Source organism: Aminobacter sp. SR38, assembly GCF_014843375.1.
Classification (GTDB): Bacteria; Pseudomonadota; Alphaproteobacteria; order Rhizobiales; family Rhizobiaceae; genus Aminobacter; species Aminobacter ciceronei.
In genome coordinates this window covers 981,988-1,001,823 of sequence record NZ_CP062112.1, presented here as the reverse complement: position 1 = coordinate 1,001,823, position 19,836 = coordinate 981,988, and the positions used below count along the sequence as shown (strand labels likewise).

The following is a 19,836-nucleotide window of genomic DNA, read 5'->3' as shown; positions in this document are numbered from 1 at the left end:
GCAAGATTTCCGGCCGCAGCCCGATCGACCGGCTGTTGCCCGACAGATTGGGGGTGACAGCTGCCATTCCTCCCCCACCCCATTCTCGCCGACCCATGCATGGGTCAGACAGCAACCCACCATTCGGCACCTGTTGCTGTTACGTACCGCAGAATGTCTGCAGGACGCGCTCTTCGTCTGCCGGTGGCTGCGCATAGTCCTCCATCTCGGGCTGCTCGTCGAACGGGCGCGCCAGCACGGTGAGCAAGCTCTGGAAAGGGCCAAAGTCGCCTTCATTGGTGGCGGCGGCGATGGCGGCTTCGACACGGTGATTGCGTGCTATGTATTTCGGGTTCACCCTGCGCATGCGCGCAGTCCGGTCGGCTGCAGTCTCCGGCTCGCGAGCCAGCCGTTCACGCCAGCGCAAAGCCCAGCTATCAAAAGCAGCAGGGTCGATGAAGTGGTTGCGTACGCGGCCGGACCCGTCGACCTCATCAGCGAGATCGCGAAATGTCAGGGTGAAATCCGCCCCGTTGCGCGCCATCAGCTCAAGCAGTTCGGCAGCAAGACCAAGGTCCTCAGGCTGTTCGGTTAACAGCCCGATCTTGTGGCGCATGCCTTCATGAAACGCAGCCTCGTAGCGTGCCTGGAACGATCCGATCGCCGCTTTCGCCTGCTCGAAGCCTTCATCGTCTCCGCCTGCTTCGCTTCCCAGAATGGGCAGCAGCGCTTCGGCCAGTCGCGCCAGGTTCCAGACGGTGATGCGGGGCTGGTTTGCAAAGGCGTAGCGGCCTTGATGGTCGATGGAACTGAACACGGTCGCCGGATGATAGGCGTCCATGAACGCACATGGACCATAATCGATCGTCTCGCCGGAAATTGCGACGTTGTCGGTATTGAGGACGCCATGGATGAAGCCGACCAGCATCCACTGCGCCACCAGCTTCGCCTGCGCTGCGACAACGGCATTGAGGAACCCGAGGTAGCGACCGGGGATTTCGGCGAGATGCCGATAGTGCCGCGTTATGGCGTAGTCCGCCAACGCCCGCAGGCCGTCGATGTCTTCCCGTATGGCAAGGTACTGGAACGTGCCGACGCGGATGTGGCTGGCGGCAACGCGCGCTATCAGCGCTCCGGGAAGCCTGGTCTCGCGAAAGACGTGCTCGCCAGTGGCAACCAGCGACAGGGTTCGCGTGGTTGGGATGCCGAGGGCGTGCATCGCCTCGCTGACGATGTATTCGCGCATCATCGGTCCGAGGGCTGCGCGCCCATCGCCATTGCGGGAAAACCGGGTCGGACCGGAACCCTTCAATTGAACGTCGCACAACTGGCCTGTTGTATCGAGCAACTCTCCGACGAGGACGGCACGACCGTCGCCAAGCTGCGGCACGAAGTTGCCGAACTGGTGACCCGCATAGGCCTGGGCGATGGGACGCGCGTCAGCGGGGAAGCGGTTTCCGGCCAGCATGTCGATACCTTGGGGACCATGCAACCAGCCGATGTCGAGGCCCAGTTCCGTCGCCAATGTTTCATTCAGTTCGAGCAGACGCGGTGTCGAGACCTGGGATGGATCCGGACTGGCGTAAAGCCGTTCGGGGAGGTCGGCGGCATAAGTGTGTTGGAACCGGGGGCTGCGCATGACAATTCGGGGCTTGTTCAGGGTACCAGCTAGATAGGGATGCCGCGAGGCGCGGGCCAGCAATTCGAGAGGGGCTGTTAGGTCTCAACCCAATCGCAGTTTCCGATGTTGGCGTCCAGCCAGGAAGCTGCTGTCACCAGGAAGCTGCTGTCAGTTGCAGCCGTAGCCCCATTCCATATCTGGAAGGAAGCGGGCGGCCGAGGGTCTGATGGGTACTCTTGACGTCGTCCTCGTTCCGGGTGGCGCAGACCAGCGGCTCCGAAGTCGGCATCTCGCCAGTGTCAGCGAGGACTGATAGTTCTGGGCGCCATGAACACGCTCGGTGTGATCTCGGATACGCACGGCCTTCTGCGCGAGGACGCCGTTGCGCTTCTTCAAGGCGTCGACCACATCGTCCATGCGGGCGACATTGGACATCCCGCCATCATCGAGAGATTGGAACGTATTGCGCCAGTCTCGGCAATTCGCGGCAATGTCGATGTCGAGCCGTGGGCGTCTCTGTTTGCGGATACCCTTCAAGTGACGCTGTTCGGGCAGAAGATATTCGTCATCCACGACCGAAAGGATATGACGTTTGCTCCAGCCATGATGGGCATCGATCTCGTGATTTCTGGTCATTCGCATCGTGCCAGTATCGAGAGCTGCGATGACGCTGTTTATCTCAACCCGGGCAGTGCAGGCCCGCGCAGGTTCAGGCTGCCCATCACCTTGGCAATGGTCCAGATCATCCACGGGCGATTGGTGCCCAGGATCTGCGAGATTGCCTCAGATCTTCATTGAAGCCGACTGCATGGCTGACCAGGGGCCGATTGCAGACTGACTGGTTTTGGGCCAACTCAAAGGACAACGACCCTTCGGCAAGCGGCCCACCTGCTGTCGCTTCGCGCTGACAGGCGAAACCTCCCAAGTCGCCGCACGGATCGCTCCCGCAGGCTTGTGGAGATGACCAAGCGCCATGCATTTGCCAAGGTTCGGCAGCCGAACGCGATCATTCAAGGCTGGCGTAGACCGTGCTGTCCATCTCGGCCGTGCCGGAGATGGCCACCAAAGTTGCGAGTGACGTTGCGCCTGCCGCGGTCACGCTGCAGGATGCAGCGAGGTCGAATGGCCTGTTTCACGGAGCCTTTGCATGGCGTTCTTCTTCTTTGGCATGAACCAGTCCCTGGATGGCTTTGTCGATCACGATCGTTTCCCCTTCGCCCCGGGCCCAAGACTCTATCGCCGCTTTGTCGAGCAGACGGAGAAGCTCGCCGGCAGCCTTTATGGCCGCCGCCTCTATGAGACGATGCGCTACTGGGACGAGGACCAGCCCGGCTGGGATGCGGACAGGCGCGCCTTTGCGGCGGCGTGGCGCAAGAACCCGAAATGGGTGGTCTCCAGGACGTTGCAGACGGTCGGACCCAACGCAAGGCTGCTCGGCACGGAGACCGAGGCCGAAATCCGCCGGCTAAAAGTCGAGCTGGAGGGCGAGGTGGAGGTCGGCGGCCCTGAACTGGCGCGTTGCCTGACCGAATGGGGCCTGATCGACGAATACAGGATTTACCTGCACCCGGTCGTGCTCGGCCACGGCACGCCCTTTTTCGCCGGCCCCCGGCCGCCGCTGCGCCTGACCGGAACCGAGCGCTATGACGGCGACGTCATCCGGCTGAGTTATGTGCCGGCCTGATTGTGCCCCCGGCATGGCTCGAGCGGCGCGGTCCGGCGGGCAGGCGCGCAGCGGCACGTCTCGCTTCACCAGGCGTAACGCAGCACGCCCTTGCCTGAATAGGACCGCGTCACGTCGGAGAATTCGCCTTCGAAGCCTGCCGTCGCCGACCAGCCGTTTTGCCATCTCGTCTCGACCGCAGCGCCGACCAGTGCGGCGTCGCGCGCCAACGTCTTGTCGGGCGATGTGATGGCCGTCAGGGCCGCATTGGCTGCACCCTTGCCTTCCTCGGCATAGGTGAGACCACCATTGGTGCCGGCTTCACCGGCCGGTGCGCTGCGCCCGGCGACGAACGGCGCCATCCGCCCGCAATTCGACCGGATGCGGTTCGTCTCCTTGTTTGGTGTCAGCCGCTCCGCCATCGACTCCTCCTCGTCTGAAGGATGCCGGCCGGGGGGCTTGGGCACCCGGCCGGTCAGTCAGCTGTCACTTGGTGGTATTGATTGTGATGCGCTTGGCGTTCGCCTGCGCCCTTTCCGTCTTGGGCAGGGTCACGGTGAGGACGCCGTTCTTGAATGCCGCCTCAACCTTGTCCTCCTCGACTTCGCGGCCAAGAGCAAGGCGCCGCTCGAAACGCCCGTAATAGCGTTCGCTGAACTGACGATCCTTGTCTTCGGTTTCCGATTTCTTCTCGCCGCGAAGTGTGAGAACACCGTCTTCAAGCAGAACCTCGACATCGTTCTCGTCAAGCCCGGGCATTTCCGCGACCACCCGGATTTCCTTGTCGTTCTCCGAGAATTCGACGCTTGGCCAGGTGCCATTGCGAGGCGTCATGCGGCCAAGGACGGACGGTGTGTCAAAGTCCCGGAACACCTCGTCAAACAGCCGATTGACGTTGCGATGCAGCGACATGAACGGATCCATGTCCTCACTGCGATTGATCGTCGGGGCCTGGTTGTTGCCACGGTTCCATGGGATCAGGTCACGTACACTCATTGCCTTTTTCCTTTCGTCTTTCTTGTTTGTCCTTTCTCGTTTGGTCGCGACGACACCCCACCCCAGATGGGGTGTCGCGCTGGACGGTTCAGTTAAGATCATGCCGCTACGTTGCCTTCGATCCGCTTCGAGGCTGACTTCGTGTCAGCGCCGGCGTTGATCGCGATCCGTCGCGGCTTCATCTCCTCGGGAATTTCCTTCTTGAGGTCGATGATCAGCAGGCCGTTCTCGAGCTTGGCGCCCATGACGCTGACATGGTCGGCGAGTTCGAAACGACGGTCAAAGGTCCTCATCGCCAGTCCATGGTGGAGATAAAAAACGTCGCCATTTTCCGTCTTCGAGCCGTTGATGACGAGCAGGTTTGGCTCATGGGTGATCGAAAGCTCGTCTTCTGCGAACCCAGCTACCGCAAGCGCGATGCGATAGGTGTCTTCACCGAGCTTGACGATGTCATAGGGCGGCCAATTGTCGGCCTGTGGGGAACTGGATTTTTCGAGCAGGTCGAAAATCCGGTCAAAGCCGATGCTCGACCTGTAGAAGGGAGAGAAGTCCATATTTGTTCTCATAGCTACATCCTCCTTGGAGCAACATAGGTACGAGGGCGCGCCAAGAAGCCTGGCGCTCCCTGACCGTGTCGACCCTTTGCAGCGGCCGACGGAATATGAGTTGGGAAGCGATTTGAGCGACGTCAAGGGGCGAGCCATCGAGCCGACATTTTGACGGCGTGGTAGTGGGTTCACAGGCTGGGGCCGCTGGAAAGCGCTCCGTCCAATGCCCATCTAGTCTGCTGGCAAAACGATGGAGTTAAGCGATGACCATGACGCGGGAAGACGTTGTCTCGGTCCTCGGGCCGGTGGACGATACGATGATTGCACAAGTGATCCTGTCCGGCGCTTCGCTCGCGGAACTCAGGGAGGCGTGGGGGTGGGCGTTCGGCGACGACGCGTTGATGGGGCAAGGCCGCCCTCTGCCCGGAACGCGGGTTGCGGCACTGATCGACTTGATTGAACCCGACGATGACGAGACAGAGGGCCCGGCTGCACCGGGCCCCGGTGCTCACTGAATCGTAAATACCCCATCCACTGCCTGCCACTCGGCAGGTTTGATCAGGCGGTGGTGGGCAACGCGCACGGAATGCAGCGCACCTTCAAGTTCCTGTTCCCAGTAGCTCAGGAAACCTCTCAGCGTTGGGAATTCCGGTGCGAGGTCGTATTCCTGCCAGACATAAAGTTGCAACAACCGCGGGTAGTCAGGAAGGTGATAATGGATCTCCGCGGTCGTGAGGCCGTAACCCTCCATCTGGAGCCGGAATTCCCTGCTGACCACAAGCTTCTTCTCGGTCACCATCAAGCGTCCAATCTTTCCGGGCGTTCGCGGTTGCCGCTCTGGTCGAATTTGCGAGCGACGTCGGCGCAGATTTCATCGAGCCGGCGAAGCGCATCCATGACGGCATCGAAAGTCACCGGGGCCGCAATGCCTGGTGGCTTGCGCAGGGCCGGTATGGATTCGACCGCGCATGCATCCGATGCCCAGGAGGCAAGAATGGCGCGCTTTTCCTCAATGCCGAGTTGATCGTCCGTTATCACGTCGTCGGGATGGCTGAAGAACCGGGCCGGGAAAAGCAGACGGTCCAGTGACAGATCCGTGATTTCAGGGGCGATCGAGGGGATAATCGTCGGGACAGTTCGTTCCATCGATGGTCCTCCGTTACAAAAATCTCCTTGCGTTGACGACCCGACGTTGGTCCCAGGCGAACCACCGTCGGACAGAAAAATTTGGAGGATTCGAACGAAATTGCAAGCCCCGCTTTCGCGGGTTCGCGGCGGATAGCTGCATGAATTCAGCGCGCTAGCACTCGGCAAACCCGAGCGCTGGAATTTTTGCAGCCACCTCTTGAAACTCAAGAACACCTCACCCAGATCGATTGCGCGCGATGCCGAAGAGGGTCGCGCACCCCGCGCCGGCACCGCTTCGGATGCGGCGCGGAGGAACCTCAAAAATCTGTTTGTCCATGAGGAGAACGACATGACGTTCCGTCCATTGCACGACCGTATTCTGGTCCGCCGCATCGAGGCCGAGGAAAAAACGGCCGGCGGCATCATCATCCCCGACACCGCCAAGGAAAAGCCGCAGGAAGGCGAGGTCATCGCCGTTGGTCCGGGCGCCCGCGACGACAGCGGCCAGTTGCTGTCGCTCGACGTCAAGGTTGGCGACCGCATCCTGTTCGGCAAATGGTCCGGCACCGAGATCAGGCTCAATGGAGAGGATCTCCTGATCATGAAGGAGTCCGACGTCATGGGCGTGATCGATGCCGCGGTCCAGGCGAAGAAGGCCGCCTGAGTGGAACCTGCCGTTTTGAGAAGGAGCAAGAAAAATGGCTGCTAAGGAAGTCAAATTCCACACCGAAGCCCGCGAGAAGATGCTGCGCGGTGTCGACATTCTCGCCAACGCTGTGAAGGTCACGCTCGGTCCCAAGGGCCGCAACGTTGTGATCGACAAGTCGTTCGGCGCCCCTCGCATCACCAAGGACGGCGTCAGCGTCGCCAAGGAGATCGAGCTGGAGGACAAATTCGAGAACATGGGCGCGCAAATGGTGCGCGAGGTCGCGTCCAAGACCAGCGACATCGCCGGCGACGGAACCACAACGGCCACCGTGCTTGCCCAGGCGATTGTCAAGGAAGGCGCCAAAGCTGTCGCTTCCGGAATGAACCCCATGGACCTGAAGCGTGGCATCGACAAGGCGGTCGACGCCGTGGTCGCGGAACTCAAGGTCAATGCGCGCAAGGTGACCAAGAACGACGAGATCGCCCAGGTGGGGACCATCTCGGCCAATGGTGACGCCGAAATCGGCCGTTTCCTTGCCGAGGCCATGGAAAAGGTCGGCAACGAGGGTGTCATCACCGTCGAGGAGGCCAAGACCGCGGTGACCGAGCTCGAAGTCGTCGAGGGCATGCAATTCGATCGCGGTTATCTCAGCCCGTATTTCATCACCAACCAGGACAAGATGCGCGTCGAGCTCGACGAACCTTACGTGCTGATCCACGAAAAGAAGCTGTCCAACCTGCAGGCGCTGCTTCCGGTTCTGGAAGCGGTGGTCCAATCCGGCAAGCCGCTGCTGATCATCGCGGAGGACGTCGAGGGCGAGGCCCTAGCCACGCTCGTCGTCAACAAGCTGCGTGGCGGCCTCAAGGTCGTGGCCGTCAAGGCGCCTGGCTTCGGCGATCGCCGCAAGGCGATGCTGGAAGACATTGCTATTCTGACCGGCGGCACGGCGATCTCGGAAGATCTCGGCATCAAACTCGAGAATGTGACGCTGAACATGCTGGGCCGCGCGAAGAAGGTGGTCGTCGAGAAGGAAAACACGACCATCGTTGACGGCGCCGGCTCCAAGACCGAGATCCAGGGGCGTGTTGCCCAGATCAAGGCCCAGATCGAAGAGACCACTTCGGACTACGATCGTGAGAAGCTGCAGGAACGCCTCGCCAAGCTCGCCGGGGGCGTCGCCGTCATTCGCGTCGGCGGCTCGACCGAGGTCGAGGTGAAGGAGCGCAAGGATCGCGTCGATGACGCCATGCATGCCACCCGCGCCGCCGTCGAAGAAGGTGTGTTGCCGGGCGGCGGCGTTGCCTTGCTGCGCGCAGTGAAGGCGCTCGACGATGTCCAGGCCGACAATTCCGACCAGAAACACGGCATCGAGATCGTGCGGCGCGCCCTCGAAGCGCCGGTGCGACAGATTGCGGAAAACGCTGGCGCCGAAGGCTCGATCATCGTCGGCAAGCTGCGCGACAAGGCCGAGTTCGGCTATGGCTGGAACGCACAAACCAATGAGTTTGGCGACCTCTACACACAGGGCGTCATCGATCCGGTGAAGGTGGTGCGCACCGCACTTCAGGACGCGGCATCCGTCGCTGGCTTGCTGGTCACCACCGAGGCGATGGTGGCCGAGAAGCCGAAGAAGGACACGCCGCTGCCGGCGATGCCCGGCGGTGGCATGGACTTCTAAGAGACAGACAGAGAGGCCGTGTCCGCGTCCATCGAGGCGCGGACACGGCCAGACGGACGGGTGATTGGCATGGATACGACCAACATCAACAAGATTGCGCCGCCGCAACGTGCCGCTACCGAACTCGATTATGAGGCCGATCTTAGAGTCGTGCTGGAGCCGGTGCTGACCGAGGTGCTCGACACGGCAGAGTCCGCGGGCTGGGACCGGCGGAAGGCAGCGTACACGGTGATGTTTCTGGCAGCACGGCAGTTGTCAGCCGGAAAATCGACCCCGAAAACGGATGTTGGAAAGGGTTGAGAAAATGGAAGTGGCGCATGCCGGCAAATGAAAGGAACGGACAGTATCGTCCGTCCCAACCCGGTTAGACCCGATAGCCAGCCGGAAGTGTCGAAAGGAGGAACCTGGAGCTTCGGGGCGAAAAAAGATGACCATGAGTTCGTCGAGTTGTCTTGCCGCGCTTTCGGCAGTTGTTCTCGACATGACGGCAGAGCAGCCTGCGCGCGCCGCGCTACCGCAGCCTCTCGCTGGTTTTGCCGCGCGCTCTGCTGACCCCGCTGGTCGTCGATCTCGACGCTTTGCACGGGCGCATCCTGCAGCGCTCGACCGCGCTCAACGCGATGCTGGCCCGCCATCTGGGCGCGCATTACGACCAGGCCCCCGGGCTGGCTGCGAAGGACGCCGGTGCCGCCGCCCACGGCACGGCAGCCCTTGTGGCGGCCTTCGCCGGCGCCTCGGCCCAGGGCCGCGGGATGATCGAGCAGGCATCCGCCGGCACCTCGCTGCAGGCCGCGCGCCGGCTCATCGAGGCGAATGTGCCCGAGCCCGATCTCGGGCCGGAATTTTTGTGCCAGCGGCTCGGCATGTCGCGGGCCAAGCTCTACCGGCTGTTCGAGCCGATCGGCGGCGTCGGCGCATATATCCAGCAACGGCGCCTGACGCGCGCCTACCACGCGCTGACCGACCCGGCCCAGGCGCATCTCTATGTCGGCATCATCGCCGCAAGATGCGGCTTCGGCAGCGCCTCGGTCTTCAGCCGCGCCTTCCGCCAGGCCTTCGGCCTGTCCCCGACCGACCTGCGCGCCACCCATCACCACCCCGACGCCGACAACACCAACCACGCCGACGACAACGCGTTTACGAGCATGCGGCGGCAGTTGCTCGGGATGGGAGCGGGGCGGGGGTAGGGGCGTGGCGGGGTGGGGCAGGGGCTGGGGGCGATCTTGGGGCGCAAGGCTGATCGGGGAGCGCCAGTGCGCCAGAGCTCGCGTTAGGGGCTACAGGTAATCAAGGACTGGAGTGGAGCCGTTTCTTTCATGATTCAGGTTGTCGACCTCGAACGACTTGGCGACCGTGCTGTCAGTCCCTTGCCGTGGCGTTTTGGACGGCGCGAGGTAGAGAGCCATCGTCTTGGATAGCGGTGTTCGCAGGCCCGATCCCAGCCGACTTCTCGTGCAGAACGGCTGCGTCGCCCAGAATGAAGCCGGCATTCGCATCAGTCCTGATCTGCCAATTCAAGCCGAGAGCACGTTGCGGACGATGTCGCGGCCCTTTAGGTCGCGAATGAGATCGGTGAACGTCAACTCGGGGATGTTCGTCCCGGGAACCGGCAGTGCGTTTACCGAGATGGGGAACCTCGAACGCACTGCCGGCTGACGCCTGGAGTTGGGATAACGCGGCGCGCCGGGAGTGGTAGCGCGCCGCGGAAAACCAGGCGTTTCTTTACGACCGGGTCAGGAGGCCAAGGCATCAATGCGTGTTGCTGCAGCCTCCGCCTCCAGCAGAGCTGATCGCTTGCCGCGGTGGAGATCCTTGGCAAACACACAGGCCGCATCGTGTCCTGGGGACAGCTTCAACGCGGGTGGCACCTGCTGCTTGCAGTCCTCGACCGCCATGGGGCAGCGGGTTCGGAACCTGCAGCCGGACGGCGGATTGGTCGGGCTCGGCACCTCCCCCACCATCAACGGGACCTTGCGCTGTCTCTCGGCAATGGGATCGGCTTCGGGCACCGAGGCCAGCAGCATCTGCGAGTAGGGATGGCTCGGATGGTCGTAGAGCTCCTGCGACGGGCCATGCTCGACGATCTTGCCGAGATACATGACATAGACGCGCGTGGCCGCCTGCCTGACGAGTTCGAGGTCGTGGGCAATGAATAGGCAGGCGACGCCCAAATCCTTCTGCAATCGCAGGAACAGGTTCATCACCTGGGCGCGGATGGACAGATCCAGCGCGCTGACCGGCTCGTCGCAGATCAACACCCGTGGATTGACGGCAAGGGAACGAGCAATGGCAACGCGCTGGCGTTGGCCACCGGAGAGCTCGCGCGTGTGGCGATCCTTGACCGCATCCGCGAGGCCGACCTGGTCGAGAAGCTCCTTGGTGCGGCGGTCGCGATCGGCCCTGGATTTGAGCCCGTCGATCTGCAGGGCTTCGTCGATGGCTTCCCCGACCGTCTGGCGGTCATTGAGGGACGAATACGGATCCTGGAATACGTATTGCAGCGCCCTGCGGCTGTCGCGGAGAGCTGGGCCCGAAAGCGTGCTGAGGTCGACGCCATCGAGCAGCACACGTCCGGCGGTTGCCTTCTCGAGCCCGACGATGGTGCGCCCGAGCGTCGACTTGCCGCAGCCGGACTCGCCGACCAGGCCAACGATTTCACCCGGATAGAGTTCGATGGAAACATCGTCGACCGCGTGCACAAACTTGCCGCGCTGGACGCTCTTGAATCTGGTCTGCAGGTTTTCGACTTTGAGAACAGGTCCGTGTGTCATGCTGCTGCCCTTCCTTCATTGACGACGGGACAAGCGACAAAGACCGAACCGTCCGCCGAAGGCACCAAGGGAGGCCGGCTGGCCGTGCATGCGGGAACTGCAAAGTCGCAGCGCGGCGCAAATGCACAACCCTTGAGCGGAGCGCCGAGCGTCGGCGGAATGCCAGGAAGTCCACGGAAAAGCGAACCAATCGGGTCTTCCCGTTTCGGAATCGCGTTGATCAGGCCCCGTGTGTATGGATGGCGTGGCGTGACCAGAACCTTGTCCACCGGACCGCGTTCCGCTGCCCGTGCCGCATACATGACAACGATATTGTCGGCGGCACCTGCGACCACACCCATGTCGTGAGTGATCAGCACCATGGCCATGTTGAGCCGACGCTGCAGGTCCTTGAGCAGGCGCAGAATCTGGGCCTGAACCGTCACGTCGAGCGCGGTCGTCGGCTCGTCGGCGATCAGCAGCTTGGGTTCGCCCGCCAGCGCCGTGGCAATGACGATGCGTTGCCTGAGACCGCCCGACAACTCATGAGGATACTGGCGGAGCCGGGCAGCCGGATCGGAGATGCCGACGAGCTTGACGAGTTCCAGCGCGCGCGCCTCCGCCGCGCGCGGTGTCATATTGAGGTGAAGCTCCGCCATCTCGGCAATCTGGCGACCGATGCGCCGCACCGGATTGAGGGCGCTCATCGGGTCCTGGAAGATGAAGCCGATGGATTTGCCGCGTAACTTGCGGATATCGGGTTCCGGCAATCCGATCAGTTCACGCCCGCCAAAGCGTACCGAACCGGACAGGCTCGTTGTCACGCCGGTGGGCATGAGACCGAGCGGAGCGAAATTCATCACCGTCTTGCCGCTGCCGCTTTCGCCGACGATGGCAAGGCACTCGCCCTGGCGGACCGTGTAGCTTACCCCGTCGACGGGACGCACGGCGGATTTTGCGGTCAACAGATCAACAGTCAGATTGCTGACGCTCAGAAGCGGTTCGTCATGCATCGGAATTCTCCTTGCCCCAGCCGGCGACTTCGATCCGCCGCGCGGCGAGCATGCGCCGCGTCAGCGGCTTCGGGATGCGATTGAGCGCGATGGACTCTCCGAGCGTGTTGAAGCCGATGACCGCAGCGGTCAGAGCCAGGCCAGGCAGGATCACCTGGCGCGGATCGGATTCGAGATAAGGCAATGCATCGACAAGCATCTGCCCCCATTCCGGCGTCGGCGGCTGGATGCCCAGACCAAGGAAGCTGAGCGTCGCGACGGCCAAAGCGGCCGTGCCGGCATCTGCTGTGGCATAGACCATGACCGCGCCGATGGTGCCGGGCAGCAGGTGGCCGAAGTAGATTCGCCAGGGGCTGGCGCCAAGCACACGCAGGGCCTCGATATGTGGCTTGCTCATGATGCTTACCGCAACCGCCCGGCTGATGCGACCGCTCATCGGCCACCATGCCAGCGCAAGTGCAAGCACCATGGTCCAGTAGCCGGGGCCGACAATACCAATGACCGCCAGCGCAACGATCAGGCTGGGGACCGACAGGCCCACGTCAACGACACGCATCAGCAGGTCATCGACCCAGCCACGGTGATAGCCGGCGATCGTGCCCATAAGGATGCCGATCGTCATTGCGATGATGAGGACCGAACCAACGCTGACCAGCGAAGTGTTCGCAGCGATGATCAGCCGACTGAGGGTGTCTCGGCCGAGATGGTCAGTGCCGAGCCAGTGAGCGGCACTTGGCCCGGCACTTCCCTCCAGCAGATTCTGCGCGCTGGGATCCTGAGGGGCGAGCCAGGGGGCAAAGGTCCCCAGCGCAACGAACAGGCCGATGACGACCAGGGCCGCGCGGGGGAACTTGTTCAGCCGGGCGAAAAGTGGATTGAGTTTGTTCATGATCAGCTCCATTGGCGCCGGATGCGGGGATCGGTCATCAGGACCGCAAGATCGACGATCAGGTTCACCACGATGAAGAAGGAGAGGAAGATCAGCAGGCATGCCTGCACGACCATGAAGTCGCGGAAGCGCACGCCTGCGAGGAAGTAGTCACCAACACCCTGCCAGGCAAAGAGCGGCTCGACGATGATCCCGGTGGCCGTCATCAACCCCACCTGGGTGCCAAGTGCATTGATGAAGACAGGCGTGATGTTTGGCAGCGCTTCGCGAAACAGGATGGCGGTGCGCCCCAGTCCCTTGCTCTTGGCCGTCAGCACGTAGGGGCTGGTCATGGCTTCCTCCAGTCCGACACGCACGACACGGCTGAGCACTGCCGCCGGCAGGACCGCAACCGTGAGCCAGGGCAGCACCCAGCTCGCGGGACCGTTGAAACCGAAGGACGGAAACAATTGGAAGGTGACGGAGAAGCCGTAGATCATCAACGCCCCGACGAAGAAGGTCGGTGTCGACGCCCCGATGAGGGCCAGACCGCGCGAAACGCGGTCTGGCAGTTTGTAGGGCCAGAAGGCACCCAGGAAGCCGAGAAGCAGGCTGAGCAGGGTCGCAATCACAGCGCTGCCCGCGATAAGTGTCCCGGTGACCATCATGCGCTGTGGCAGGTCCGCACTGACCGCCTGGCCCGTCCTGTAGGAGATGCCGAAATCTCCGCGGACCGCATCACCCAGCCAATCCACGTAGCGCATCAGCAGTGGCTTGTTCAGTCCTATCTCTTCGGCGACCTGAGCGACGTATCCCGGGACGGCAACCGCGCCGCGCAGTTCGGCAATCAGGACGGCAACGTTGCCCGGGGCTGAGACGACGAGCGTGAAGCAGACCACGGAAGCCAGAAACAACAGGACCAGGGAATGCTTCAGCCGCTTGCTGATGAAGTGGATCAAGGCACCCTCCCTTAGTCGGCCAGCACGATTTTTTCGTACGGCATGTCGTATTCGGTGACCGGGCTGGTGAAGCCCTGGACACGCTTGGAGTGCGCCCAGATGCTGGGAACGTAGACCAGCGGCGCGATCGCGTCGTTGTCATAGAGCCAGTCGTAGACCTTCTGGATCGTCGGCTCGATCTGGTCCCCGGTCGCCGCCGTCGCTGCATTGATCAGCGGGTCCAGATTGACGGCGTCGGTGACCAGCTTGCCTTCGACGTCGTTCTTGAAGGTCGACAGGCAGAGCGCCACCACCGATCCGAACGGATCATAGGGAGCGCCATAGGTCAGGAAGAAGCCGAGATCATACTTCTTCTCCAGCATGTCGGTGTGCTTTGACGCATGGTCGACCGATCGGACGACGAGGTCGACGCCGATCTCCTTCATCTCCGACTGGATCACCTCGGCGATCAGGCGAGAGCCGGGAATGGCATCGGGGCTGACGACCATTTCGAGCGTCAGCGGCTTGCCATCCTTGGAGCGGACGGGACTGCCCGTCCAGCCGGCCTTGTCAAGCAGGGCCGAGGCGGCAGCCACGTCGCGGACGGGAGCGTCGTGCTGCTTGCCGGCATAGGGCAGGGCCGACGAAAACAGGTTGCCGGCCGGCTTCGCATAGCCATGGTAGAGAGCTTGGGAAATAGCCGCGCGGTCGATGCCGATGCTGATCGCCTTGCGGACCTGCTGGTCCTTCAGCGCCTCGGCACGATCGGGATTGAAGGCCATCACCAGCGAGACGTTGCCCGGGTCGATGACGACGTTGAAGCCTGCTGCGTCGAGCTGCTTGCCTTCCTCCGGCGTCAATGGCGCGATCCAGAAACCGCCGATCAGGTCGATCTCGCCGGCGCGCAGTGCCGCGACCCGTGACCGTGGATCCGGGATGACCTTGGCTTCGAGCCGCTCGTAGGACGGCATTTCGCCCCAATAGCCTTCGTGGTGCTCGAAGACGCTCTGGGTGTCGTCGGCACTGACCTGGCGCCATGGTCCGGTGCCAACCGGCTCGCCGAACTTGCCGTCGGCGCCGACGGACTTCGGGCTCAGGAAGCGAACGGGACGCGTGTAGGAGAGCTCCTGCATGAGCGCGAGGACCGGCTCCTTGAAATGGAGGGTGACGTGATAGTCGTCGACCACTTCGAGGGACTCGAAATACTTGGAGCAGTTCATCCAGCTGAACTGTTCCTTGCCCAGCCAGCGATCGAGGTTCCACTTGCACGATGCGGCGTCGAACACCGTACCGTCCTGGAAGGTTACGCCCTGCCGAAGCGTGAGATGAAGCGTCTTGCCGCCATCTTCGATCTTCCAGTCGGTCGCAAGGCACGGCTCGATCTGGCCGCCCTTGCCGTACTTCACCAAGGGCTCGAACATCAGGTCCTGGATCGCCCAGATGGCGTAGTGGCTCTGCGGATCGAGATTGCCGGCGGGCTTGGCAATGGCGACACGGAGCGTGCCGGCGGCTCCCTCGGCATACGCGATCCTGGCGAATGCGGCCTCGGCCATGACCAGCCCTACGGCCGCAGTCGATACCTGCAAAAATGAACGTCTATTCAATGACATTGGGTAGCTCCTCTCTTTGATGGTCGTTCCCTGGCGCCTTGAAACTTCCGCTACGGAAATTTAGCGCTCACTTGTATAGACATATCATTCTAGACATGTATACAATCTTTCGTCAACATCGTATTTTTCGAAAGGAAGTTTCGCGAACGGCATGATCGACGGAGGAGAGCTGAGCTGGTCACTGAGACGCGGTAGATGGTGCTCCGAGAGGCCTGGAACCCTCCAGGCAACAGTGAAGCTTTGCCGAAAAGGCAAGCTTTGGCTCGCCGGCAACCCCGCGGACAGAATTGGCCGTCAGCCATGCAAGCATTTCGGAGACGAACTATCGCGCTCCGTTGAGAATCCATTGATGTCAAAAAATTGTATACAATATTGGAGGAGCGAATGCGAATTAAGCTGATAAATCCCAATACCACAGCTTCGATGACCGAGCTTATGGGCGAAGCTGCGCGTGCAGTCGCAGCACCAGGCACCGAAGTTGTTCTCGCGACATCTCGGTCCGGCGCAGCATCGATCGAAGGGCACTATGACGAAGCCTTAAGCGTCCTGGGCACCATCGATGAGATACTCGAAGGGGATGCCGCCGACGCGTATGTGATCGGCTGCTTCGGCGATCCGGGGCTGCTCGCAGCCAGGGAGATCACCGCAGCTCCGGTCATTGGCATTGCGGAAGCGGCTATGCATGCGGCAGCATTTGTCGCCACCAGCTTCTCCATCGTCACGACACTCGAACGCACCCGCGTCATCTCCGAACAGCTGGTGCGCAACTACGGCATGCAGGGCTATTGTCGGCGCGTCCGGGCCACCGATGTCCCCGTGCTGGAGCTTGAAAAGCCCGGGTCCAGCGCTCGCGCAATCATCCTGGGCGAGTGCGAGGAAGCGCTGCGTGATGATCGCTCGGAAGCAATCGTTCTCGGCTGCGCCGGCATGGCGGACCTGGCGAAATACCTGGAAGAACGGCTCGGCATTCCGGTGATCGACGGCGTGGCTGCTGCAATCAAGTTTGCCGAAGCAATTGTGGGGATGCGGCTGCGCACGTCCAAGGTTGGCGATTTGGCATATCCGCTGCCAAAACCCTACCTAGGCAAGCTCTCTGGCTATGCGCCAGCAAAACTGTTTCCAGCCAATGAGCGTGAGCGCACCGCCTATTTAGCGATCCAGCGGAGCTGATCATGGATTTCGATTTCGCAGAACTGCCCGAGAACGACCGCTACCGTCTGCTCTCCAACTTCGTCGGTCCGCGCCCCGTCGCGCTGGTCACCACCGTCGACGAGCACGGCTGCAACAATGCCGCGCCGATGAGCTTCTTCAACGTCTTCTCGCACGAGCCTCCGCTGCTCATCCTCGGCATGCAGACCCGTCCCGACGGCACCGCCAAGGACACTGTCGCCAACATCAGGCGCTCGGGCGAGTTCGTCGTTCACATGGTCGACATGGCGATCGCCAACGAGATGATCGTCACCGGCATCAACTTCCCTAGCGACGTCGACGAGATCGAGTTCGCCGGTCTGACCAGCACGCCGTCGGTCAAGGTCGCAGCACCCCGCATCCAGGAATCGCCTTGCGCCATGGAATGTAAGGTGTTGCAGATCCTCGACTATGGCCGTCGCACCATCGTCATCGGCGAGGTCGTGCAGATGTATGTCCGCGACGAATGCATGGACGAGCGCGGCCGCTATGTCCGGCCGCAGGTCTACCAGCCAATCGCGCGCCTGCATGCCGACAACTACATCGTCGCCGAAAACCAGTTCGTATTGAAGCGTCCGACCGAGCTTCTCCATCATGAGGGGGCCGCCGGCTATTTCGCAGCTACAATGAGGTAGGCAAAATAGACACCTGAGGGTCACAGAACCAAGGCCCAATGCTGGTATAAAACGATGTCCGAAATTGGCGGAACCGCGATCTCCAAGGCGGTTGCCGGTAGTGTCCGCACTCAGGCACGGGCAGATCTGACTTCAATGATTGCCATGGTGCGCGAAGCTGCCGGCGATGGCGGTGGTCTTCATTCAAGACGGCATGTGCTCAGGAAGCGACCGGACTCTGCGTCTGGCTCAACAGCAGACCGAGCGCCTTCATGACCGTCATGATGGTTGCGAAGACCCCGTCTCTGCTCGGGGGCCGTCAATCCACGAACTTCCGCCGCAAGCACCGGTTGTGCTAGAGGGAGGCATCCGGGCGTCCTGCCATATGTTCGATCCCACGGAGGTTCAGTTGGTCTTTGCCCCTGATGTCGCCGAATGTGCGTGCGGTTCGCTCGAGGCGCTTTCGCGGGAGCCGTCGGTCCCCATCGTCTTCGATGCCGAGCTCAACGAGTATCACATCGTCGGCGCCGGCCAGGAAAAGGTCATGATCTATCACTGCATCTCCTGCGGCGGCCGGGCGCCTGCCTCGCGCCGGCCGGAGCTGTTCATGCATGTGAGCCTGGAAGAGATGGAAAGGCTGAGGCAGGTGACGCAGGGTCTGAAGGCGCTGGACGATGTCATACAGGCCTTCGGGCCGCCTGATTTCGACCAGCCGGCCGGATACAGCCACATCGAAGCAGCCGGTTCCGGCCCGCGCCGAACCACCTGGCACAGGCAGATGATTTTTGGTGACGTGTCGGACACGGCCAATCTCCACGTCGCCATAGGCCTGGACGACAAGGTTCAATTCAGCTTCATGCCGAAGCCGCGCGACTGAGCAAGGCTGCCTGGCGCCGAGCTAATGGCGCGCCGAAACAGGGCCCGGCGCGCATCGCGCGGCATTCTCCGGCGGTCAATTCACAGGCCGCTCGCAGGCAATCGACCGGGAACGAACGGGTTTGCCGGGGTAACCTCGTCCGGCAAGTTGTGGTCACGATGGCGCGTTGTGTCGACAATGTGCCGTTCGACTGGGGGCTGCGGCCCTTTTGCTTGTCTGGTTGCGCCGCTCAACCTTCAGGCGTCGTCACGACTGCCAGAAGCGGGCGCGCTTCATGCGGTATCCGGCCTGCTCGCTGCCACCTGGCTTTTCGATGCCGGGCCGATCGGGGTTTTCCTGATCGGGCCGCTTAGTGCCCGGCGGGTTCTGGCCGTCGGCGTGACGGGTCTTTTCGTTGGTCTCGTCGACAGGCTCGGTGTTGCCGTATGTGTCGGCGGGTTTCCTGTTTTCGGCGGCTTCCTGGCTGACGCCGTCATCTTTTTGACTGTCATCGGGCTGTGGACTGTCATTGGGGTCGCGATAGTTTGGTGCCGGCTTGCGGGCCGCTATTGCTTTTTCGTGAGGCATGATTGGTCTCCTGCTGTCCCTGAGACAACATGCGGTGTGGCGTAAGGTTCCGTTTCAGCGGGGCAGGGGGCAGGCCGGGCGCGGCCTGCCCAGGCGCTTCGGCCCCAAGAACGCCGCATCAGCTCATGAGCTGGACGTATTCACCGGCTGGTCACAGGCTGCGCGATGGGCCGCCACGGGTAGACCTGACCTTGAGCTGAAAGTCGCCGTCATAGATCCGGTTCAGGATCGAGCACGCAGATGTGGCGCTTTCAAACGAACGCTCGACAAGGACGGTATTGCCAAGAGCAGCGGGCTGATCTTCGGCATCGTCCCAGACCTGCCATGATCCGTTCGGCTCCTGGATGCATCTGAAACGTGGAACAACTGCGGTCACGGGCTGCCCCTTTGCTCTATGGCTGGGCTCGATGGCTTGATCGTTGCCTTCCGCAACGCGCGAAGCGCGCATTCGTTCAATCATGGCATCTGGGCTAGAACGGGCAGGACGCCGAGCAGCACCCAGATGGCCATCAGGATCGCGGCCCCCTTGCCAAGCGGCCCCTTTGCCTCAGCCACATCAGCCCCCTTGAAAAGACCCCGCGCAGCAAAGCAAAGCCGGCCCGCCGCGGCAATGGGCGCCCGAGCTGTGCCGTCTTGCCCTCCTGCGCCGCGACCTGGCACCAGGCGGCGAGGGGCAGCTGATTTTACCGCAGATCAAAACGGGATTGCGTCGGGGTAACCTGATACGCCATACAGGAACCACGATGGCGTAGTGCGTCGATTAGGGGCTGCTTCGGCGGCCCTTTTCGCGTTTCTGGTCTGTGCAGGTCAGGCTCAATTCGCCCTTTGAAAAAGGGGAAAAAGCAACCCGACCGCAATTCCGCCGAAGGAAATGGCGAACGACCAGGCAATACGCTTCCGGTCCCTGGCGAACTCCGGTGCGGTGAATATTTGACCGAGGCGAGCATTCTGCCGGGCGCGGCTTTCGGCCCAACCGAGGTTCTTCTCCATTTCGGGCGTGCGGAGCATTCCGGAAACAAGGATGATTTTCGCAACGGACACGATTGCGACGAAGAATGAGCCGATCCAGATGAGGGTCGCGACCAGAACTGGCACTGACAACAGCAGGTTGAGTGCGAGGCCAAGGTCCATTCTCAGTCATCCCCTCGA

The 19,836-nt window shown here is 62.0% G+C and carries 23 protein-coding genes and 1 pseudogene; 10 read left to right on the top strand and 14 right to left on the bottom strand.

The features are described from left to right. Nucleotides 1-139 precede the first annotated feature (139 nt). Entirely contained in the window at nt 140-1,618 is a 1,479-nt protein-coding gene (locus IG197_RS04930; protein WP_371746509.1) for a YdiU family protein, read from the bottom strand. A gap of 309 nt (nt 1,619-1,927) precedes the next feature. Here IG197_RS04930 and IG197_RS04925 point away from each other — a divergent pair, with 309 nt between their 5' ends. Further along, entirely contained in the window at nt 1,928-2,398 is a 471-nt protein-coding gene (locus IG197_RS04925; RefSeq protein ID WP_192317345.1) for a metallophosphoesterase family protein, read from the top strand. Nucleotides 2,399-2,747: 349 nt separating this feature from the next. Continuing rightward, nucleotides 2,748-3,284, top strand: coding sequence for a dihydrofolate reductase family protein (locus IG197_RS04920; RefSeq protein WP_192317343.1), 537 nt, complete (start codon nt 2,748-2,750; stop codon nt 3,282-3,284). Between the two features lie 65 nt (nt 3,285-3,349). Here the strand turns inward: IG197_RS04920 and IG197_RS36775 are convergent. The 3 genes and pseudogenes from IG197_RS36775 to IG197_RS04905 all read right to left on the bottom strand — a co-directional run. Next, a pseudogene (locus IG197_RS36775) lies at nt 3,350-3,490 on the bottom strand (autotransporter outer membrane beta-barrel domain-containing protein); the annotation flags it as partial. A gap of 259 nt (nt 3,491-3,749) precedes the next feature. Beyond that, entirely contained in the window at nt 3,750-4,259 is a 510-nt protein-coding gene (locus IG197_RS04910) for an Hsp20/alpha crystallin family protein (protein WP_192319578.1), read from the bottom strand. 98 nt (nt 4,260-4,357) lie between these two features. Further along, nucleotides 4,358-4,825, bottom strand: coding sequence for an Hsp20 family protein (locus IG197_RS04905; RefSeq protein ID WP_067963583.1), 468 nt, complete (start codon nt 4,823-4,825; stop codon nt 4,358-4,360). Nucleotides 4,826-5,070: 245 nt separating this feature from the next. On the opposite strand from IG197_RS04905, the gene IG197_RS04900 reads away from it, so the two are divergent. After that, the gene (locus IG197_RS04900) at nt 5,071-5,322 is read left to right on the top strand and encodes a hypothetical protein (protein ID WP_067966802.1); all 252 of its coding nucleotides are present in this window, start codon (nt 5,071-5,073) and stop codon (nt 5,320-5,322) included. Here IG197_RS04900 and IG197_RS04895 read toward each other — a convergent pair. Together IG197_RS04895 and IG197_RS04890 are read right to left on the bottom strand one after the other, a co-directional pair. Continuing rightward, nucleotides 5,316-5,606, bottom strand: a complete 291-nt coding sequence (locus tag IG197_RS04895) for an usg protein (protein ID WP_154387323.1) — start codon at nt 5,604-5,606, stop codon at nt 5,316-5,318. The two genes, IG197_RS04900 and IG197_RS04895, sit on opposite strands and share 7 nt — an antisense overlap. Continuing rightward, complete coding sequence (locus tag IG197_RS04890; RefSeq protein ID WP_192317341.1) at nt 5,606-5,953, bottom strand: hypothetical protein; 348 nt, start codon at nt 5,951-5,953, stop codon at nt 5,606-5,608. Before IG197_RS04890 ends, IG197_RS04895 begins: the two co-directional genes overlap by 1 nt. Nucleotides 5,954-6,284: 331 nt before the next feature. Between IG197_RS04890 and groES the strand changes: the two genes are divergently transcribed. From groES to IG197_RS04870, 4 genes are all read left to right on the top strand, one after another. Next, nucleotides 6,285-6,599, top strand: a complete 315-nt coding sequence (gene groES, locus IG197_RS04885; protein ID WP_067966797.1) for a co-chaperone GroES — start codon at nt 6,285-6,287, stop codon at nt 6,597-6,599. 34 nt (nt 6,600-6,633) lie between these two features. Beyond that, entirely contained in the window at nt 6,634-8,262 is a 1,629-nt protein-coding gene (gene groL, locus IG197_RS04880) for a chaperonin GroEL (RefSeq protein WP_192317339.1), read from the top strand. Between the two features lie 69 nt (nt 8,263-8,331). Continuing rightward, entirely contained in the window at nt 8,332-8,562 is a 231-nt protein-coding gene (locus tag IG197_RS04875) for a hypothetical protein (protein ID WP_192317337.1), read from the top strand. A 233-nt stretch (nt 8,563-8,795) separates the two neighbouring features. Next, complete coding sequence (locus tag IG197_RS04870; RefSeq protein ID WP_192317335.1) at nt 8,796-9,449, top strand: helix-turn-helix domain-containing protein; 654 nt, start codon at nt 8,796-8,798, stop codon at nt 9,447-9,449. Between the two features lie 546 nt (nt 9,450-9,995). Here the strand turns inward: IG197_RS04870 and IG197_RS04865 are convergent. The 5 genes from IG197_RS04865 to IG197_RS04845 are packed head-to-tail and all read right to left on the bottom strand — an operon-like array spanning nt 9,996 to nt 15,441. Continuing rightward, a complete protein-coding gene (locus IG197_RS04865; protein WP_067963562.1) occupies nt 9,996-11,033 on the bottom strand; it encodes an ABC transporter ATP-binding protein in 1,038 nt (345 codons plus the stop codon). Then, a complete protein-coding gene (locus IG197_RS04860; RefSeq protein WP_067963558.1) occupies nt 11,030-12,025 on the bottom strand; it encodes an ABC transporter ATP-binding protein in 996 nt (331 codons plus the stop codon). Before IG197_RS04860 ends, IG197_RS04865 begins: the two co-directional genes overlap by 4 nt. Beyond that, the gene (locus IG197_RS04855; RefSeq protein WP_067963555.1) at nt 12,018-12,926 is read right to left on the bottom strand and encodes an ABC transporter permease; all 909 of its coding nucleotides are present in this window, start codon (nt 12,924-12,926) and stop codon (nt 12,018-12,020) included. The genes IG197_RS04860 and IG197_RS04855 overlap by 8 nt, the downstream gene beginning before the upstream one ends. After that, the gene (locus IG197_RS04850; RefSeq protein WP_067963553.1) at nt 12,917-13,852 is read right to left on the bottom strand and encodes an ABC transporter permease; all 936 of its coding nucleotides are present in this window, start codon (nt 13,850-13,852) and stop codon (nt 12,917-12,919) included. Before IG197_RS04850 ends, IG197_RS04855 begins: the two co-directional genes overlap by 10 nt. 11 nt (nt 13,853-13,863) lie before the next feature. Next, on the bottom strand, nt 13,864-15,441 hold the full coding sequence (locus IG197_RS04845) for a nickel ABC transporter substrate-binding protein (protein WP_192317333.1): 1,578 nt from the start codon (nt 15,439-15,441) through the stop codon (nt 13,864-13,866). A gap of 384 nt (nt 15,442-15,825) precedes the next feature. On the opposite strand from IG197_RS04845, the gene IG197_RS04840 reads away from it, so the two are divergent. The 3 genes from IG197_RS04840 to IG197_RS04830 all read left to right on the top strand — a co-directional run bounded on the left by IG197_RS04840 (nt 15,826) and on the right by IG197_RS04830 (nt 18,120). Further along, nucleotides 15,826-16,611, top strand: a complete 786-nt coding sequence (locus tag IG197_RS04840) for an aspartate/glutamate racemase family protein (protein WP_192317331.1) — start codon at nt 15,826-15,828, stop codon at nt 16,609-16,611. Nucleotides 16,612-16,613: 2 nt separating this feature from the next. Further along, nucleotides 16,614-17,264, top strand: coding sequence for a flavin reductase family protein (locus IG197_RS04835; protein ID WP_192317329.1), 651 nt, complete (start codon nt 16,614-16,616; stop codon nt 17,262-17,264). Between the two features lie 166 nt (nt 17,265-17,430). Next, nucleotides 17,431-18,120, top strand: a complete 690-nt coding sequence (locus IG197_RS04830; protein WP_192317327.1) for a hypothetical protein — start codon at nt 17,431-17,433, stop codon at nt 18,118-18,120. 246 nt (nt 18,121-18,366) lie between these two features. Here the strand turns inward: IG197_RS04830 and IG197_RS04825 are convergent, their stop codons facing one another. From IG197_RS04825 to IG197_RS04815, 3 genes are all read right to left on the bottom strand, one after another. Beyond that, nucleotides 18,367-18,687 (bottom strand): hypothetical protein, encoded by a 321-nt coding sequence (locus IG197_RS04825; protein ID WP_192317325.1) that lies wholly within the window; start codon nt 18,685-18,687, stop codon nt 18,367-18,369. Nucleotides 18,688-18,838: 151 nt separating this feature from the next. After that, nucleotides 18,839-19,135, bottom strand: coding sequence for a hypothetical protein (locus IG197_RS04820; protein WP_192317323.1), 297 nt, complete (start codon nt 19,133-19,135; stop codon nt 18,839-18,841). A 365-nt stretch (nt 19,136-19,500) separates the two neighbouring features. Continuing rightward, nucleotides 19,501-19,818, bottom strand: coding sequence for a hypothetical protein (locus IG197_RS04815; protein ID WP_192317321.1), 318 nt, complete (start codon nt 19,816-19,818; stop codon nt 19,501-19,503). Nucleotides 19,819-19,836: the final 18 nt, after the last annotated feature.

Excerpts from the sequence above, each read along its gene's own strand:
- IG197_RS04930 (WP_371746509.1), bottom strand. The coding sequence starts at position 1,618 with ATGCGCAGCCCCCGGTTCCAACACACTTATGCCGCCGACCTCCCCGAA.
- IG197_RS04925 (WP_192317345.1), top strand. The coding sequence starts at position 1,928 with ATGAACACGCTCGGTGTGATCTCGGATACGCACGGCCTTCTGCGCGAG.
- IG197_RS04920 (WP_192317343.1), top strand. The coding sequence starts at position 2,748 with ATGGCGTTCTTCTTCTTTGGCATGAACCAGTCCCTGGATGGCTTTGTC.
- IG197_RS04910 (WP_192319578.1), bottom strand. The coding sequence starts at position 4,259 with ATGAGTGTACGTGACCTGATCCCATGGAACCGTGGCAACAACCAGGCC.
- IG197_RS04905 (WP_067963583.1), bottom strand. The coding sequence starts at position 4,825 with ATGAGAACAAATATGGACTTCTCTCCCTTCTACAGGTCGAGCATCGGC.
- IG197_RS04900 (WP_067966802.1), top strand. The coding sequence starts at position 5,071 with ATGACCATGACGCGGGAAGACGTTGTCTCGGTCCTCGGGCCGGTGGAC.
- IG197_RS04895 (WP_154387323.1), bottom strand. The coding sequence starts at position 5,606 with ATGGTGACCGAGAAGAAGCTTGTGGTCAGCAGGGAATTCCGGCTCCAG.
- IG197_RS04890 (WP_192317341.1), bottom strand. The coding sequence starts at position 5,953 with ATGGAACGAACTGTCCCGACGATTATCCCCTCGATCGCCCCTGAAATC.
- groES (WP_067966797.1), top strand. The coding sequence starts at position 6,285 with ATGACGTTCCGTCCATTGCACGACCGTATTCTGGTCCGCCGCATCGAG.
- groL (WP_192317339.1), top strand. The coding sequence starts at position 6,634 with ATGGCTGCTAAGGAAGTCAAATTCCACACCGAAGCCCGCGAGAAGATG.
- IG197_RS04875 (WP_192317337.1), top strand. The coding sequence starts at position 8,332 with ATGGATACGACCAACATCAACAAGATTGCGCCGCCGCAACGTGCCGCT.
- IG197_RS04865 (WP_067963562.1), bottom strand. The coding sequence starts at position 11,033 with ATGACACACGGACCTGTTCTCAAAGTCGAAAACCTGCAGACCAGATTC.
- IG197_RS04860 (WP_067963558.1), bottom strand. The coding sequence starts at position 12,025 with ATGCATGACGAACCGCTTCTGAGCGTCAGCAATCTGACTGTTGATCTG.
- IG197_RS04855 (WP_067963555.1), bottom strand. The coding sequence starts at position 12,926 with ATGGAGCTGATCATGAACAAACTCAATCCACTTTTCGCCCGGCTGAAC.
- IG197_RS04845 (WP_192317333.1), bottom strand. The coding sequence starts at position 15,441 with ATGTCATTGAATAGACGTTCATTTTTGCAGGTATCGACTGCGGCCGTA.
- IG197_RS04840 (WP_192317331.1), top strand. The coding sequence starts at position 15,826 with ATGCGAATTAAGCTGATAAATCCCAATACCACAGCTTCGATGACCGAG.
- IG197_RS04835 (WP_192317329.1), top strand. The coding sequence starts at position 16,614 with ATGGATTTCGATTTCGCAGAACTGCCCGAGAACGACCGCTACCGTCTG.
- IG197_RS04830 (WP_192317327.1), top strand. The coding sequence starts at position 17,431 with ATGGCGGTGGTCTTCATTCAAGACGGCATGTGCTCAGGAAGCGACCGG.
- IG197_RS04825 (WP_192317325.1), bottom strand. The coding sequence starts at position 18,687 with ATGCCTCACGAAAAAGCAATAGCGGCCCGCAAGCCGGCACCAAACTAT.
- IG197_RS04820 (WP_192317323.1), bottom strand. The coding sequence starts at position 19,135 with ATGCGCGCTTCGCGCGTTGCGGAAGGCAACGATCAAGCCATCGAGCCC.
- IG197_RS04815 (WP_192317321.1), bottom strand. The coding sequence starts at position 19,818 with ATGGACCTTGGCCTCGCACTCAACCTGCTGTTGTCAGTGCCAGTTCTG.